Source organism: Bacillus sp. EB106-04-02-XG92 (assembly GCF_058791995.1).
Genome location: NZ_JBYTEA010000013.1, coordinates 90,577 through 107,448 on the forward strand (window position 1 = coordinate 90,577; position 16,872 = coordinate 107,448).

The window sequence follows — 16,872 nt, forward strand, 5'->3', positions numbered from 1 at the left end:
CAAAGCGCAAAAGGAGTGCAAGTAAAGCAGAATAGGTAAAAGAAAGAGCAACGGTGTTGCAAGTTGAAGAGTTAAGGAAAGCAAAGCGCAAAAGGAATGCAAGTAAAGCAGAATAGGTAAAAGAAAGAGCAACGATGTTGCAAGTTGAAGAGTTAAGAAAAGTAAAGCGCAAAAGGAATGCAAGTAAAGCAGAGTAGGTAAAAGAAAGAGCAACGATGTTGCAAATTGAGGAGTTAAGGAAAGAAAGACGCAAAATCTTGTAAATATCTGTTACAATAAATTAAATATAATAGTAGTGAGAAATCTTATAATGTAAACTACTTTGTTGTGATCCATGGTTTAGGGAGGAATATAAAGTGGATAACTTATTACAAATGTTTCGAGATGCCTTGTTAATCTCTGAGCCAATTTATAAGACCAATGAGCTAGTATGGAATAAGTGGAATGCATATTTTAAAGATGTTGAAAACAATAATAATAAAGTATTAACCTCACGTCATGCTTCCCCATCATTTACTGCATTAGTGTCTTGGCTAGAAAAAAAACAAGAATCCGGTACCACATTAGTACAAATCTATGCCAAAATTGATTCCTATAAGGAAGAAATATATAAAGAAATTGAAGGATTTATAGACAAAGAATTCCAAAATGTAGCATCTTCAAGCTCAATAATAGTAGAAAATGATCAAAATATCGAAGAGACAAGCATAGTAAACCATGAGGATTATTATGAGGTAAATAACTCTGCTGTTTATTATAAATTAAGAGATGGGATTGCAAAAAATCAATTTGAAGAAGATGAATTAAGTAAGGTTTTACAATATCCTATTGAAACAAAATCTTCTAATGGTGTAGCTCAGCTTTCTTCACACAAAGATGAAGATTTAAGACTTACTAATATAGAAGAAGCTGCTCGATGGAATACTCTTGTCGATGATGTAATGAGTAATATGGATGATTTAACGGCAGATTGTTTAGATGCAATTACAATACAATGGATAAACGAAGCAAAATCTCCAGATGAATTCATTGATTTTTCTTATGAGCAAGTTTTAGAGATGTGCAACATTCCAAAAACAGTAGTCAAAAATAAGGAATACTATAGAGCGGAAGATAAAATTAAAATAGCAAAAAGAATTGCGGCTTTAGCAAGTATTTTTATCTATTTAAATGATGATAATGAAGTCGTAGTATTAAATGATCGTGAAGATGAAGGGGAACGACTAGAATTAAAGCGTGAGGTTGTTAAGCGATTATTTGTATTAGATTCGGTTGTATTATGGAGACATAGTGTGACAAATGAATATATGGGCATTGAATCTTGTCGTATTAAGCCAGGCAGTTTTTTAACCAATTATTTATACGGATCAAATAATACAACAGCATTATTGTCTAAAAAAGCGCTTGAATACAATAGCTATAGACATAAATATCATAAGAGGTTAATTCGATACTTAACATGGCAATGGAGAATTAGACAAATGTATTCATCATTGAAAAAGCCATATTCTATAGGTGGGGACAAAGGGCTGCTTGCGGTAATGGATATCCCAAAAGATTGGAAACCAAATCGTATTAGAGAACAGTTAGAAAATGTTCTAATGGATTTAGAAAATGAAAAAGTAATCTCTCATTGGGAGTATAGTGATCCACTTGATGAACAACAAATTGGGAAACGTAATTGGTTTAAAAATTATTACACTAACTTAGGAATCACGATTTTACCACCTGAGGAAATGCTACAATCAATGGATAGGGTAATTGGAAAGAAGATTATAGAAGAACCTCAAGAACAATTACCTGAAGTAACAGTTGTTAAAGAGATAAAGAAGACTGTAGAATCAGTTGAACAAATAGAAAAAAAGATTCGTGACCAAATACTGAAAGTACACAATGAAAAAAAGGTAAGCATTCGTGAAATAGCAGATGAAATCAGTATTTCTCCGTCTACATTATCTAGGTTTTGTAATTATAAAACAAAACGTTTGTCTAAAAAAGCATTAGAAAAGCTAACAAAATGGTGTGAAAGACAAGAAATACTAGAAAAGATGTAACATAGACTAAATATTTCTTTTAATAATAGTCAAATTAAAAATACACATACATAATGTATGTGTATTTTACTTATATACAATTGCAAAAGTCTGAATTTTCTATATTGACGTTGATTTTGGAGGGCGAAGGTCCTACTAGAGAATCAATATAGTTATGCTGTTTAATTTACTGGAATTAAATTTCTTGTCTTATCAATATGGTTCAGTAACATACGATATTCTTCTTCATACATAGTTAAACGTTGTAGAAGAGATTGATTCTCAGCTTTTAAATCTTCAATTTGATTTTGTAACTTTGTCAATTCATTCACATCTTTATAATTTTGTAAAAAGAGAATAATGTCATCTAATGTAATAGGCAAGGAGTTTGTTTCTTTTTCTGGTGGAGAAAAGGGAATGTTGTTTCCCGCTTTTCGCTCTTGTTTTGCTTGCTGTATTTCTTCTTGATATTGTTTTCTCACATATGAATTCCAACGAAATCCACAAGCTGCAGGTGTTCTAGCTAGTAGTTTTGCTACTTCTTTGAATGCAGCTAACTGTGTTCCACCGTTACGAATATTCTGAAGTACTGTTGATGCGAGAAGTAAATCGTTATCATCAGTCCAGGAATCTTGTCTTGAGATTACCACATTTTAACCTCCTTACATGTTTTATATTACATATATGCAATTACTCAAAATGATAGAAGCTCAACTTCTATTGAAATAATTGGGGGTAAGTTAAAAGAAGTATGTATGATTTTACATGCAAAATTGCATTTAAGGTTGACTATTTTTTAAGGTGTAACTATACTGGTTACAGTAATGCAACTGAATAAATAAAATTGTTGGTATGAATTAGTTGTATTAATGATGTTTCAACAAATATTAAAGAATGAATGGAGTTGAAAATACAGTCGGATATATAAAACGTTTTGATAAAAAGAAGTTAGATAATATACATTTTTTTATAATTATATATTGATAAGAAGAGGTGCACGTTTTGAAAATTTTTAAGGGAATTCTAGTTTCTTCAATTGCATTAACAGCATTTAATGGAGTAGGCGGTATACTTCCAAGTGAAAAATCAGAAGTTGCCTACGCAGCTACTTACAATTATTCAAATAAGCAATTGAATTCTACTGTACATAAGCAAGCTACTAAACAGTTAATTTTAAAATTTAAAAATGAAGCGAATTTACCATATCAGGATAGAATAGAAAAATTCATTAAAGAAGAAAAACAGGATCCTGAATTTATTGGAATTTTAGCTGAATATCCAAATGTAACTATAAATCGACTTTTTAATTCTTTAAATCCTAAAGAAATAAAAAATCTAGGTAAAGAAATAAAAGATTCCAATCATATTTCTTCTAATTTGCTAAACTACTATATTGTAGAAACTCAAGATGATATTGATGTACAAGCATTACTTACAAAAATTGAGAAATCATCTCTTGTTGAAACGGCATATTTACAGGAAGAAGAGGCGCCACCAGAAGAGCGTTTACCAAATTTATCTGTTAATCCATATGATGAGCCTAGACTTACAAGACAAGGTTACCTTGAACCAGCACCATTAGGAATTAATGCACCTTATGCCTGGAGCATAAAAGGTGGGGATGGAAAAGGGACTACTTTCGTAGATATGGAGTATGGGTGGTTATTTAGTCATGAGGATTTAGTGAATCAAAAGATTGAATTGATATCTGGACAGAATAAAAGCGAGCACCATGATCATGGTACATCAGTCTTAGGAATTGTTTCGGCAGAGGATAATAACATAGGTGGAATTGGGATCGCACCTAAAGCTAAGGTAAAGGTTGTATCTCAGATTAGGGATAACGGAAATTATAATACAGCTGATGCTATCTTAAGTGCAGTTAACAATATGCAAGCTGGAGATATCCTTTTATTAGAAGCCCAGGCTACTTATGATGGATATGGAGATAAGAACTATCTTCCTGTAGAAGTAAAACCGGATATATTTGATGCAATTCGTCTGGGAGCAAATAAAGGAATTATTATTATTGAAGCAGGTGCAAACGGCGGAAATGACTTGGATCAATTTAGAGACCGTAGTGGTAAACAAGTTTTAAATCGTAATAGTCCTGATTTTAAAGATTCAGGGGCAATTATGGTTGGGGCAGCTTCTGCAAGGGTTCCTCATAAACGTTCATATTTCTCTAATTACGGTAGTAGAGTGGATGTGTATGGATGGGGGAATGCAGTAGATACTACAGATGCTAAACCAAGTGAATTTATAACAAATCTATATACATCTAGTTTTGCTGGAACATCTAGTGCATCGCCTATTATTGCTGGTGCTGCTGCATCAATTCAAGGAATTGCAAAAAATAATCAGGGAAAAGTATATACACCAAGCCAGATTAGGGATATTTTAAGTGATCCTAGTACTGGAACGAAATCTAACGATCCAATCTCTGATAAAATTGGTGTTTTACCCGATTTAAAAGCTATTTTATCTAAACTTGGTTTTTCACCAAACTTAAGTAATGATTCTTCCATTGTATTTCCTGAGGAGCAAGAAATAAATAAAGGGAATAAGGGAAATGAAGGATCTACTATTACATTCCCAAAAGAAGATTCCGCTAATAGTGAAGGGAACTCTAACTTCATTTTCCCAGAATAATAGAAATATCTCCTATTTAGAATAAGGCAAAATAGTATACTCAATAAGAACAAAGGATATGAATTCAATAGAAATATGAATTCATATCCTTTTAATTATGCTATTTTTACTACCTTACAAAAACGTAATGTTAGCGTAATGGAAATGAATTTTTGCAGCCAATAGATTAGGATATAATTTTGTGAGAAAAGATATGAGGTGAATAATATGAAACGAATAGTGCTTATGTGTAGTGTTTTTGTGATGTTTACCGTGTTGTTATCGGGGTGTAATTTAAATCGTCTTGGTACAGATACATATTATGTGCAAATTACCAAGGATGGTGAAAAATTAAAAGAGAAAAATGTAAATAGGGATACGACTTACGAATATAAATTACCTGGATTTGATAAGGATGGTAAAGAGAAAGAAATGGAGTTTACAGCGTTAAAAAACCTTCGTAAAGAAGCGTTTTTACGTATATATTACTCTGAGAAAAAAGGTGTGAAATCTTGGGAAGAAGTTAAAAAAGACGAACTCCCTAGAAAGGTAAAAGAAAAATTAAAGGTGGATTAATATATAAGTTTTGTTAGAGCAATATATCCCCCAATTATTAGAAGGTATATTGAAATAGGCTAAAGTTCTTTAGAATTACAAAAGTAAGAGGCTGACAGTTATTGTCAGTCTTTTACTTTTGCAAGAAGAAAATATAAAAGACATTTAATAGGTGAAGTGTAGGATTATAAACAATTATTTAAGATTCAAAGTTACAACATACCTACTCCTGACCTATAATAATTTTAGGTCAGAAATAAGCTTCTAGTTTTGTTTAAGTATTTGTAGTCGTTTAAAGGATTGATGATTGGTTATGATATAATAAAATTCAAGTATACTAAGGGGGATTAATTAAATGATTTTTCAAAGCATGATAACAGCTATTATAGAAAAATTACAAGAGACGGTGAATCCCTATTGGATAATTGTGTTTGGATCAACGGCTGAGAATAGAGAACGAGAAGATAGTGATATTGATATAGCTTATTTAAGTGACACAACTTTAGGGAACTATGAACGTTTTTTATTAGCACAGGAGTTAGCTAACATTGTTCATAAAGATGTTGATTTAGTTGATTTATCCGAAGCTTCTACAGTTTTTCAAGCTCAGATTATACATACAGGAAAGACAATATTTTGTTCGGATGAAAGACGTAAGGTCATTTTTGAAATGAAAACCTTAAAAATGTATTCAAAATTGAATGAAGAACGACAGATAGTATTTGATGATATAAAGAAAAGAGGTTCTATATATGAAGAATGAGGTTATTTTAAATAAAATTTCTACAGTAGAGCGTTGTATAAAAAGAATTCAAGATGTGTATGGAAATGACCCTGAAAATTTAGAGGATTTTACAAAACAAGATTCAATAATATTGAACATACAAAGAGCTTGTGAAGCAAGTATTGATTTAGCGATGCATATTGTTGCAGGGAAAAAATTAGGACTACCCCAATCTAGTCGAGAGGCCTTTGATTTATTGGTTACAGCAGGATTACTTAGCGCTGATCTTGCAAATAAGTTAAAGGCAATGGTTGGATTTCGTAATATTGCTGTTCATGATTATCAAAGTGTAAATTTAGATATTGTTCGTCAAATTATTGAAAAACATTTAACTGATTTTAAACTATTTACGAAAGAAGTAATGGGGATATTGGAATTTTAGGCGAAAGAACGGAATAATTGAGCTTAGAAAGAAAGTAATTCTATGACTCTCGAACCAGCTATTGAAACAATCACTTAATTTCGTAAGAAGAAAAGCGGTCATAAGATAAATTTGTTCATGTTGTAGTAAAGCTTTGCATGAAATGTATGAAGATAATAGTAGGAACAATATCCAAATACAATTTTATCAACAAATAAGTAAATATTTTCAAAACTAATTTTTATACATATAATGTATACCAAAAACAAAAAAGTTTCCCTACAGAAACTTTTTTGTTTTTGGTGAATTTACTGCGATTAATTAATATACAGTTTTTGAGAAAAATGATGAATCATGTCAAATCATCTTCATTTACACGAACATGAACGTAGTATAAAAAGGAAGCATATCCAAAATAATTAAAGGGGCTGAAAAAATGATTAAAAAACTTATTATTGGTTCTATTGCTTTAGGCGCAACAATAGGAGTGAGTAAACCTACATTTGCTGCAACAATACATTCTTCATCACAGCTTAAAGAAACTCAAAATTCCCATGTGCAATCTCTACATTCTCCATGGCAGTATTTAGGGCAAACTTCAAGGGAACTTCAAATTAAAAGTAAGGATCCAAAAGTACTAGCTTTTGAACTAGCAAAAGAAGCGCCATTTTACGAGGAAGAATTAGTAGACATATGTTCTGTAATTTTAGATACGAATGTAGATGTTGTATATTGGACAAGTAAGGAATGGGTTAGATTTGAAGCAGGAAATTATGAGTTTAAACATGAAATTAAAATTTTTAGAGACAAAGAACGTCAGCAATTAATTGCTGCACTAGAATCTTAAATCTTTTACAAAAAAGAAGCTATGCTATACTCCCCCTATAGTAGATAGGAAAAGAAAACACATTAACCTGTTTACTATGGAGGGGATTTTTCTATGGGTTAAATTAGAATTACTCGTTATACAAAATGCAAAGAAAAAAAATTGCGTTTATACTCAAAAAAGGTATAAAGGATAAAACTGTTGCGAAAGAATTAGAGATTTATTGTCCTATTACAAGTTGTTGGATGAAATAATTCAAAACTGTAGGTATTAAAGAACTAGAAGAATAACGTGGGGAAACAAAAGGATTATGTTTAGGTACTAAGACTAAACGATTGGAAGAAGAGAATGAGATGTTAGAAAAATGAAGGAAAGTATGTCACGAAAGCGAAACTTTTAGGATAATGCATGTATAAAAAGAATTCTTTCGCTATGTTAAGTGCGCAAATATATATAGTTTTATAATCATTAAAGATTTCAAAAGAAATTAAGCCACCTGAGCCCATACAAATATAGACTCAGGTGGCTTAATTCTTAGTTACGCTTTGAAAATACGGGCACTCTCTAATCTTTATTTCGTGTCTTTTACCTTAAATAAGTACAAACATAATTCATTAATCTATATTATCTTTAAATTTATAAATTTGATGCTATAAAAGCAATAGAATTATGTAATAAGTGAATCAAAAACACAACCCAAAAAGCAGGCAATGTAACCTGATATTTTTCATTCTTTTTTTTATATACCCAATAAGCATAGTTATATAAAAGACCAATTATGGTTGTACCAACTATATAAGTGATTCCATATTGATGATTTAATCCAAATATAATTGATGCCATTAAAATGATAAGGTAATCGCGATTTTTAATATAAGGAATCCAACTTAATATCCAAAATAAAAATACTTGAAAAACTATTGTTTCATATATAGGTGCCGCCAATACCCCTAATAAAACTTGCAGAATAAGAGGTGCTTCTGTTATTGGGTTTTTTTGTATTTCAGGTAAGAATAGATCTAGTGGTATAACAAATAAAAATGTTCCTAATAAAATAAGAAAAACAAAAGAAATTGTAGGCAAAGCAAACATAAATCTATTTATTTTTTTTAGCATATATATTTCTCCTATAATCTTTTATTACACATATACAAAAAGTAATATATAGTTGGGTCTCTTTTTGTTTCACATCTTTTTTCGTTTACTATTGATGGAAATTGTTCTGTAATTGAATCCTTGGCCTATATAGGTGTAGCTATAAAGTAGGCATATTTTAACACCATATTGTTAATATCAAAATATTAAAGAGCAAAATGAGATATTAATGTCACAACAATTCTATGATAAATAATATATCAAGCTTCTTAAGGAAATCTGTTGTATAGGGCACTCTTGTATTTAATATTTTACTATATGAATATTTAAGTGCATATAGTTTTGGGGGAGTATGTATTTTTGCATATTTTTAATATAAAACTTCACTTACTATGCTGCTTCATATGAATTTAAGAAAATTAAAGAATCAAGGCCAAAAAAGTCTAAGTTTAATTTGTACAAGTAAATATTAAAATTTTATAGAAAAATAAGGAAAAAAGTTATAAAATGGGAGATTGGATTCAACTTACCAATTTTTTGTTATGCAAGATAAAGATAACTACAGAAGAGGCTCTTAAAAATTCTTGTCTTTATTTAAAACTAACGATATTATGAAAAATCTTCACTGAAGGAACTCCAACAAATTTAATGTGAAATTTTTTAGAGGATAAATATGAAATTTAACATATTCTTAGTAGGCCATTAAATTTTATAGCAATTATTGTAGGCAAAGCCTTTAACACATCAATTTAGAAAATATCAGTACGAATAGAAGAGATGAGGTAGTAGAAGTTTTACGTCTTCCTTTTAATAGATTTCCAGAAGCAGCTGGACATATATTAAAAGGATGCGATTGCAAATGGGAAAACTGATATTTGTACAATAGATCAAAATGAGCTTCGAAAAGAAGAAAATAAACTTTAAATTATTTCTTTAATTATAGTGAAACTATCAGTATAAAAGGAAAGAAGATCTATCAAACGAAAAAATTGGAACGTTTGATTGAATGACAAGTCTGCTATTTTAATGTTTAAGTTAATAACAGAAATAGAACCTTTTAATAAGTTACTACTTTGTTTTTGTATTGTTGAAAATAAGAAAGGTGAAATCAATGAAAAAATATTGGCATAGGCTATCGTTGCTTCAGAAAAATGTATTACTAACGGTATTAGTAATTCTGACGCTTGTGGGAAGTATGGGGGCGTTAAGTTTTAACATGTTTCAAAATAGTATGATGTTTATATTTGAAAGGCAGTCTTTTGAAACAGGAGATACATTAATAAATCAATTAGATCTGGAAATAGTAAGAGATGTAGCAAAAGACCCCACAGCACAAAGAGTGAAGAAAGAAAAATTGACAGAGCAATTAGATAAAGCTATAAAAAATATGAAAAGTGTCGGACAAACATATGTTACAGGGGCCAAGCTAAATGATAAAGCAGAATTACAATTAGTAGCTTTGGATACAGAATTAGCAGATACGGTTTCTGTAAAACTAGGTTCTGTAAAAGCAGGTGACTATTATGAGCATCCAACTCATTGGAAGAAGACATACAACCAAGTAATGAAAACGAAACAGGCACAAATGACGGAAGTGTATGAAGATGTACTAGGTACATGGGTAACAATTCTAGAGCCAATTACTGATGAAAATAATAATATAATTGCAATTGTTGCAGCGGATTTAGACGCTTCTATTATTCCTCTTACAAAGAAAGAATTTGTAGTGCACGGTTTACTATTTATAATCATTTCATTAACAATTGCAATTACAATTCAAATATTCATCTCACGAAAATCTCTATCGCCTTTAAAGGATTTACAAGAAGGGTTACGTAAAGTTGGTGAAGGGGATTTAAGTATTAAATTGAATGAAAGGTCTGATGATATAGGGATAACTAATATCTATTTTAATAACACTATTAAAAAGTTTAATAGGATTATAGATAAAGTAAGGCAGACGGCTGAACAAGTTTCGACATCCTCACAGGAATTGTCGGTAAGTACAAAAGCGAATAGTATAGCCTTTAAAGAAATTGCAAGTGCTACTACAGGATTAAATTTAGGAGCATATTCTCATGAAAATGTAGTGCAAAAATGTTTAGGAATTGTTCAAGAAATGGAAAGTAAAATGAAAGAAATTAAAGGAGCTGCAAAACAAGTTAGGAATGCCTCGGAAGACATGGAACAGCATTCTGGAGAAGGAAAAGATTTGATTAAGCAAATTGTGAATCAAATGAAAAGAATCCAAGATACAGTTCAAGATGTATCTTCTAGTATGTTTGCATTAGAAGCACGATCTAAGGAAATTAGTGAAATTCTTAATGTAATTACAATTATGTCAAAGCAAACAAATATGTTAGCCTTAAATGCTTCTACTGAAGCCTTATGTGCTGGAGAGATGGGGAAAGGATTTTCAGTTGTTTCGGATGAGGTACGTATATTAGCGGAAAAAACCGAGGCATCTGCAAGGGATATAGCTAAATTAGTTGATGAAACCCAAGCTGAAGCAGATGAGGCTGTAAAATCCATACAGAAGATTTCAAAGGAAGTAGAATCAGGAATAACACTTGTTCAAAGTAGCGGTGCTTTCTTTGAAAAGATTTCAGAATCAGCCCAATCTGTTACCAGTCAAATTAAAGTGGCTTTGAATAATTCAAGTGACATTTTAAAAGATAATCAAACTATTGTTCAGATTGTAAATGAATTATCACACATTGCAAATACATATGTGAATAGCAGTAGCAATGTAGAGACAAGTATGAAAGAGCAAGAACTGTATGTACAAGATATTGCAGAGTTGGCGAATTCTTTGAATTGGCTTTCCCAAGAGTTACAGGAGTTAATAGGGGAATTCAAAAGTAAGTAGGATAGGAGAAGGGTTAGGTATAGGTATGACCTATGCCTTTATTTATGCCCATATAAAGAGTGAAAGCTAAGGTATATATGTAAAATGGCTAAACGAATAATTTTTTTGCATATTTTGTTGGAAATAGAGCATGATATTACCAAATTCAACGGAGGTGTTTAAAAAATGCAAATTCGCGAAAATAATAATTCAAACGAAATCTTAATAGCAGCTGCAGCAAGTGCAATTGAACAGATGAAATATGAAATTGCTCAGGAGTTTGGTGTTACACTTGGACCGGATTCAACAGCAAGAGCTAATGGTTCAGTAGGTGGAGAAATTACAAAACGTTTAGTTCGTATGGCGCAAGAGCAGTTATCTGGTCAATATAAAATTCATTAAAGTTAAAGGTATATCCCATGGAAGGGATATACCTTTTTAATTTGTCTTTAAATGGGATAGTGAAAATTTTTACTGCTAGTTAAATTTAGACACTGCAAATTTGGCTGTGAAATTCATCTTTTTCATGTAAGAAGAATTTACTCCTGCTTGAAATTGAACAGAAATATTACCGTCTTTTTGTGCTTTGAATACGCGACCGTATGGTGAATTAGCATTGTATGTGCCAATTACTTGATCATCTGCATCAAAGACTGTATAAGAAATTGGGAATCCGGAATTTTGTACAAAGACCGTAAGTTCTTCCCCTTTATTAAGATTAAATGATTCTTTTTGAGAAACTTCATAGGAACTCATAGAGTAATATTTTGTAACTTCTTGAATGTCTAAATTTGTAGTTGCCGCACTCGCTTTTGGTGCCTCTGCTCCTGGTAAGTTCATACCTGATAGTACTGCAATTCCTAATGCCCCTGCTAAAATAACTTTTTTCATAATGCTAGTTCCTCCTTTAATATATTGCAAGATTTGAAAAGGAAGTGAAAATATCACCTCTTGAAACCATTATAGTTACAACGAGAATGTTTTTCAATTAGATTTGATATGTAATTTTGCATACATAAGATGTCGATATACGGTAATCTATCTGAAGTTTAAAGTATTCTTAAATAAGGAGAGAACAAATTTTCAAAACTATGAATGAGATGGTAGCTGATTTTTACATACGTTGGTTATTTAAAAGAAAACGAAATAGAAAGGATATTCAGGGAAATTTAAAAGGCCTTGTCATTATAGACAGGGCCTTTTAAAAAGGGACACAATTGACAACTGAAGGTGACTTCATATTACCATTTTTGGTATTTTAATTCCAGGTATCTCGGTTGAGAAATAAAATGATTATTTTGTAGAGTGTGAGATAGGGGATACTACTTATCAATTTTTCAGGACGAGAAGGCAAAAGCAGAATTTTTTATTTGCTTTTGCCAAAGGATAGGCGAAGTACTTTTACTTAGCAAAATGTGTTAAACATAGATCAAAGTTATGTGAAAAACTGTTTTCAGGATAGGTTTCCTTTTTACTTTAAGAAGAGAATAAATTTTCTCAACAGGACAAATCGTAATCATCTATAAGTACTATTTATAAGGATAATAAGAAAAATAGAAATTAATAATAAAGGAGAATGCGAAATGAAAACAGTAGTAACTGATAGAGATCTAGCTGAAATCCGCGAAGAAGACGTAGATGTTTTAAAAGTAATGGCACATCCGGTACGATTACAAATTGTAAATGAATTAATGCATCATAAAATGTGTAATGTAACGCAATTAACGGAAATATTAAGACTCCCACAATCTACTGTTTCACAGCATCTATCAAAATTAAGGGGAACCGTACTTCGTGCAGAAAGAAAGGGGTTAGAGATGCATTATTATATAGATAATGCTAAAGCCCGTCAGATTGTACGAATCTTAGGTTTTTAGATAAAACGTTTTGTATTAAAAGGAAGTACATGCTTTTTATATGAGAAAAACTTGTTAGTTAGATAAATTGAAAAACCTTATAATCGAATTAATTAATATAATTCGATTATAAGGTTTTATTTTAAATATAATAATATTTACTGTGATTTTTTATCAAAGAATAAATTTAAATCTGTTTTGTCTGTGTCATCTGCTAAAGCGTTGTGTATAATATCATTTAATAATTGCATTTTTTCTTTTTCAAAGAATGGGACACTAATATGATAAGGTGTTCCTGCTTTTTCAATTCTTAAAATTGTTTGAATGCCGCTACCTGCAATTCCTATACCTATTAGTAGAAGAATTAACCCACCAATAAAACTATCACTCAAGGTACCTAATCCAAATAAGAAGATTAGAATTCCTAAAATAATAATCTTTCTTATGCTTTACCGAAAGTAAAGCTTGAGTTTTAAAATTAAAAGTACAGTCAGTTCACATTATGTAGAAAAGAGAGTAAATGAATTCTATAATAGAAAATACGTTTTTACTTCTAATTTAGGTACAATGAAAATGGAAAGATCATTTTGCGATACAATAATGAAAATGGTCGTTCCTCAGGGCTATACTTAATGTTTGTAAAATATCAAATATCCTCTTTTGAAGAGATGATGTAAGAATTGAAATTGTTTTGTTCCATATTTTTTCGTAACGTTTTTAAGCGATTTTGTAGTTGTTAGTTTAATCATCAATTAAAAGGAAAATTTGGTTTTTAAAAATGAATTAATATAAGATATTAAGTATTAATTAATCTGTATAAGGAAGTGAGTAAGCATGAAGAGAAAAATATCAGTTGTTGGTGCGGTAATCGTTAATGAAAATAATGAAGTCTTATGTGCATTACGTTCTCCTAAAATGACGTTACCGAACTATTGGGAATTTCCAGGTGGTAAGTTAAACAGGGGAGAAGAGCCACAAGCTGCATTAATTCGTGAGATTAAAGAGGAGCTGGGATGTACAATTGTTGTAGATGAGAAGGTAGAAGAAATCGAGTACGAGTATGAAACTATTGTTGTTCATCTCACTACATATAAAGCAAGAATCTTAGCGGGTAAGCCTAAAGCTCTTGAACATGCAGAGCTAAAATGGATGGGTATTAAAGACTTAAAGCATTTAAAGTGGGCACCAGCTGATATTCCTACCGTAGAAGCACTGTAGGAATATTTTAATGAAATATCCTTGAGAAAAATAACTCTATTATGTAATATATAATTATATTATTTGTTTATTAGATTCCGTTTATTCCCACACATTATGTGTTGTGGTTGAGTTGTAGAAGCAGTTTTTTTCTTGTTTCAATTTTGAAAGGGCTTCTTTGAGCCGATTAGTGTATACAGCTTATTTTGCTATGCACAATTAATCGACTTAAAGGAGCCCTTTTTGGTTTGTTTAAGTGGGTATATAAAGTAGGTTTTAAGCTAAAAAGAAATATGGTTGTTTAGAAGGAATGTGTAGTAATGAATTAAAACATTTAGTATCTAACGAAAAGAGCTATATGAAATCACAGTAAGGATGATCTTAAGTAGAGACAAGAGACAAAAGTTATAAGTACATGGTGAGAGTGAGTTCTCTAATTTTAAAGAGAACCTAATAATTTATTTATAGAAGAGGAGAAGGCCAAGTGAGAACAACTTGATAAAGATACGTAATTAATGGGAATATGTAATAGAACATAAGACTCTACATAATGAGATTATTGAATCATTTTCAAATAAACATCCACAGTAAGAAAAAGAACTGGAAGCCATCTTACTTGGTGGTGATTTTGCTTCTGGAAAAATCTCAATTTTAGAGTAAAGGGATTTACAATGTTTTTTAGTGGTTACAGGTGGGAATCTTCGTAGATATTTCTGTGATATATATTTAATTTATGAATTGCAAAAGTAAATTTCATGAGAGAAATTCTAATAAATTAAGAAAATTACGATAGATGAGTAATATACACTTAAACAGACTATTTGCTAATCATAGAAGAGTTTTTTAGTATTATATTAATTAGAATACAGCGTAGTAAATAAACGCCTTAGGAGAGAATATATGAATCATTATATTGTTATGCAAGGACATACTTATCAAGAGGAAAAAGAATTAGAAATTATTTGGTCGCCTAAAAAGGATAGAGGCGGTAACGTACCACATTCATGGAAAAGAATGATGGATGTAAAAAATGGAGATCGAATCTTTCATTATGTAAAAGGGGATATTGTAGCGGTTAGTATTGCTGAAGAAGATTGTAAGGAATCGAATAAACCGTCGATTATGAAAAGTCATGATCAATGGAATGATGAGGGCTATTTGGTGTCTTTAAAATATCATGAGTTGGAAAAACCAATTAATATACGTGAGAAATTTGAAGAGATATCGCAGCTGTTGCCAATTAAATATTCACCTTTTCAATCAGATGCAAAAGGAAATCAAGGATATTTATATCCATGTAACGAAGAATTAGCCCTCAAATTAATTGAACTAATTAGTGATTTAAACATTTATGAGAAGAAAAATGAGCAATTAGAATTATCAGTTGATGAGGTAAGAAGGACTGAGAATAACACATTAATTCCTGTGATATCTGAAACGGAATCAGAGGTAAAAGCTACAATTCGAATTGGACAGCAAAAATTCAGGAAAGCATTAATGGATCTATGGAACGGAAAATGTGCATTATGCGGAATAAATTTGCCAGAGTTATTAAGAGCAAGTCATTCAAAGCCATGGAAAGATAGCACAAGTATGGAGCGATTAAATTCTTATAATGGTGTGTTACTTTGCTGTAATCATGATGCCCTTTATGATAAAGGGTTTATTACATTTGATGGACAGGGGCGATTGCATATTTCTCCATTAATAGTAGAAACAGATTATTTGATATTTGGATTAAAACCCAAAGCTAAGATAGAAATTCGCCCAGAAAATAAATTATACTTTAAGTGGCATAAGAGGAACATTTTTAAAACAAAATAGTATAGTTTATAATTTCAAGTGTATAAAGAACATAAGAGAATTAAAGGAGATTGCTACATGTGTAACTGTAATCAATGTGGTACAGAAATGATTATGCAATTGCAAGATAGATATAGAGAATATTGTCCAAAATGTCATGATATCAGGCCAAGTAGCTTAGTATATTATAATTTACATGAACTACTTGAATATATGGAAGCAAATGAATACATGAGTAAGGAAAGTATGTTACATAACTTTCTAAAGTGGGAATTTGAGTTAACGAATGGAAGTGTATTTAAGTTATATTTAAATGTAGATAGATATGATCAAGTCGGTGATGAGAGTCTTTCAAAGCAACTAGAGGCATATATGAAGGGAATTCGATTAAAATTAAACGTTAAATATGAAGACGATTATATCTGGATTAAGGTGGATTAGTTAAGGTTCAATATATAGTGCTTTGTATTTTGAAAAGGTAGTATGAAAAAGAGAGGAGATTAATAGTGATGCAAGATTTACAAAAGGCAGTAATAAAATTTCGAGATGAGAGAAATTGGGGTCAGTTTCATAATGCAAAGGATCTAGCAATTTCATTAAATTTAGAGGCAGCAGAATTACTTGAAACTTTTCAATGGAAGTCTAGTGAAGAAGCAACAGAAACTAAAATGCAGGAAATGAAAGAAGAAATTGCTGATGTAATGATTTATTTGCTGATGTTAAGTGATAAATTGAATATTGATTTAGAAGAGGCAGTACATGCTAAGTTACTCAAGAATGCAGAGAAATATCCAGTAGAAAAGGCATTTGGAAAAAATAAAAAATATAATGAACTGTAAAACGATTAACGTTTTACAGTTTTTTTGAGATAAATATGTAAAAG

At 30.8% G+C, this 16,872-nt stretch carries 16 protein-coding genes and 1 pseudogene; 13 read left to right on the forward strand and 4 right to left on the reverse strand.

The window, feature by feature from the left end; genetic code table 11:
• The first annotated feature begins 356 nt into the window (after positions 1–356).
• Entirely contained in the window at positions 357–2,054 is a 1,698-nt protein-coding gene (locus AC3WVA_RS24380) for a helix-turn-helix domain-containing protein (RefSeq protein WP_048530068.1), read from the forward strand.
• 161 nt (positions 2,055–2,215) lie between these two features.
• On the opposite strand, the gene AC3WVA_RS24385 is transcribed toward AC3WVA_RS24380, so the two are convergent.
• Complete coding sequence (locus AC3WVA_RS24385) at positions 2,216–2,683, reverse strand: RsfA family transcriptional regulator (RefSeq protein ID WP_098347279.1); 468 nt, start codon at positions 2,681–2,683, stop codon at positions 2,216–2,218.
• Between the two features lie 352 nt (positions 2,684–3,035).
• Between AC3WVA_RS24385 and AC3WVA_RS24390 the strand changes: the two genes are divergently transcribed.
• From AC3WVA_RS24390 to AC3WVA_RS24410, 5 genes are all read left to right on the forward strand, one after another.
• Complete coding sequence (locus AC3WVA_RS24390; RefSeq protein WP_492322228.1) at positions 3,036–4,685, forward strand: S8 family peptidase; 1,650 nt, start codon at positions 3,036–3,038, stop codon at positions 4,683–4,685.
• Positions 4,686–4,892: 207 nt separating this feature from the next.
• The gene (locus AC3WVA_RS24395) at positions 4,893–5,240 is read left to right on the forward strand and encodes a YxeA family protein (protein ID WP_492322229.1); all 348 of its coding nucleotides are present in this window, start codon (positions 4,893–4,895) and stop codon (positions 5,238–5,240) included.
• 334 nt (positions 5,241–5,574) lie between these two features.
• Positions 5,575–5,982 carry a type VII toxin-antitoxin system MntA family adenylyltransferase antitoxin gene (gene mntA, locus AC3WVA_RS24400; protein WP_046956012.1) on the forward strand — a complete coding sequence of 136 codons (408 nt, stop codon included), beginning with the start codon at positions 5,575–5,577 and terminating at the stop codon, positions 5,980–5,982.
• A complete protein-coding gene (hepT, locus tag AC3WVA_RS24405) occupies positions 5,972–6,385 on the forward strand; it encodes a type VII toxin-antitoxin system HepT family RNase toxin (protein ID WP_046956013.1) in 414 nt (137 codons plus the stop codon). The genes mntA and hepT overlap by 11 nt, the downstream gene beginning before the upstream one ends.
• Positions 6,386–6,800: 415 nt before the next feature.
• Positions 6,801–7,211, forward strand: a complete 411-nt coding sequence (locus tag AC3WVA_RS24410; RefSeq protein ID WP_098520573.1) for a hypothetical protein — start codon at positions 6,801–6,803, stop codon at positions 7,209–7,211.
• Positions 7,212–7,826: 615 nt separating this feature from the next.
• Here AC3WVA_RS24410 and AC3WVA_RS24415 read toward each other — a convergent pair.
• Positions 7,827–8,306, reverse strand: a complete 480-nt coding sequence (locus AC3WVA_RS24415) for a CPBP family intramembrane glutamic endopeptidase (RefSeq protein WP_098520572.1) — start codon at positions 8,304–8,306, stop codon at positions 7,827–7,829.
• Between the two features lie 1,090 nt (positions 8,307–9,396).
• Here AC3WVA_RS24415 and AC3WVA_RS24420 point away from each other — a divergent pair.
• Together AC3WVA_RS24420 and AC3WVA_RS24425 are read left to right on the forward strand one after the other, a co-directional pair.
• The gene (locus tag AC3WVA_RS24420; RefSeq protein WP_098520571.1) at positions 9,397–11,154 is read left to right on the forward strand and encodes a methyl-accepting chemotaxis protein; all 1,758 of its coding nucleotides are present in this window, start codon (positions 9,397–9,399) and stop codon (positions 11,152–11,154) included.
• A 165-nt stretch (positions 11,155–11,319) separates the two neighbouring features.
• Positions 11,320–11,535, forward strand: coding sequence for an alpha/beta-type small acid-soluble spore protein (locus AC3WVA_RS24425; RefSeq protein WP_001167047.1), 216 nt, complete (start codon positions 11,320–11,322; stop codon positions 11,533–11,535).
• Positions 11,536–11,610: 75 nt separating this feature from the next.
• Here the strand turns inward: AC3WVA_RS24425 and AC3WVA_RS24430 are convergent, their stop codons facing one another.
• A complete protein-coding gene (locus tag AC3WVA_RS24430) occupies positions 11,611–12,024 on the reverse strand; it encodes a hypothetical protein (RefSeq protein WP_087995131.1) in 414 nt (137 codons plus the stop codon).
• A 692-nt stretch (positions 12,025–12,716) separates the two neighbouring features.
• Here AC3WVA_RS24430 and AC3WVA_RS24435 point away from each other — a divergent pair.
• Positions 12,717–13,010: an ArsR/SmtB family transcription factor gene (locus AC3WVA_RS24435; RefSeq protein WP_098520569.1), complete on the forward strand. Its 294-nt coding sequence runs from the start codon at positions 12,717–12,719 to the stop codon at positions 13,008–13,010.
• Between the two features lie 137 nt (positions 13,011–13,147).
• On the opposite strand, the pseudogene AC3WVA_RS24440 reads toward AC3WVA_RS24435, so the two are convergent.
• Positions 13,148–13,429 (reverse strand): annotated as a pseudogene (locus AC3WVA_RS24440) (hypothetical protein); the annotation flags it as partial.
• Positions 13,430–13,823: 394 nt separating this feature from the next.
• Between AC3WVA_RS24440 and AC3WVA_RS24445 the strand changes: the two are divergent.
• The 4 genes from AC3WVA_RS24445 (at position 13,824) to AC3WVA_RS24460 (ending at position 16,828) form a co-directional block, all read left to right on the forward strand.
• Positions 13,824–14,207, forward strand: coding sequence for a (deoxy)nucleoside triphosphate pyrophosphohydrolase (locus tag AC3WVA_RS24445; RefSeq protein WP_098520567.1), 384 nt, complete (start codon positions 13,824–13,826; stop codon positions 14,205–14,207).
• An 879-nt stretch (positions 14,208–15,086) separates the two neighbouring features.
• Positions 15,087–16,010: an HNH endonuclease gene (locus AC3WVA_RS24450; RefSeq protein WP_098520566.1), complete on the forward strand. Its 924-nt coding sequence runs from the start codon at positions 15,087–15,089 to the stop codon at positions 16,008–16,010.
• 57 nt (positions 16,011–16,067) lie between these two features.
• Entirely contained in the window at positions 16,068–16,430 is a 363-nt protein-coding gene (locus AC3WVA_RS24455) for a hypothetical protein (RefSeq protein ID WP_098520565.1), read from the forward strand.
• Between the two features lie 68 nt (positions 16,431–16,498).
• The gene (locus AC3WVA_RS24460) at positions 16,499–16,828 is read left to right on the forward strand and encodes a nucleotide pyrophosphohydrolase (RefSeq protein WP_087983708.1); all 330 of its coding nucleotides are present in this window, start codon (positions 16,499–16,501) and stop codon (positions 16,826–16,828) included.
• The last annotated feature ends 44 nt before the right edge of the window (positions 16,829–16,872 follow it).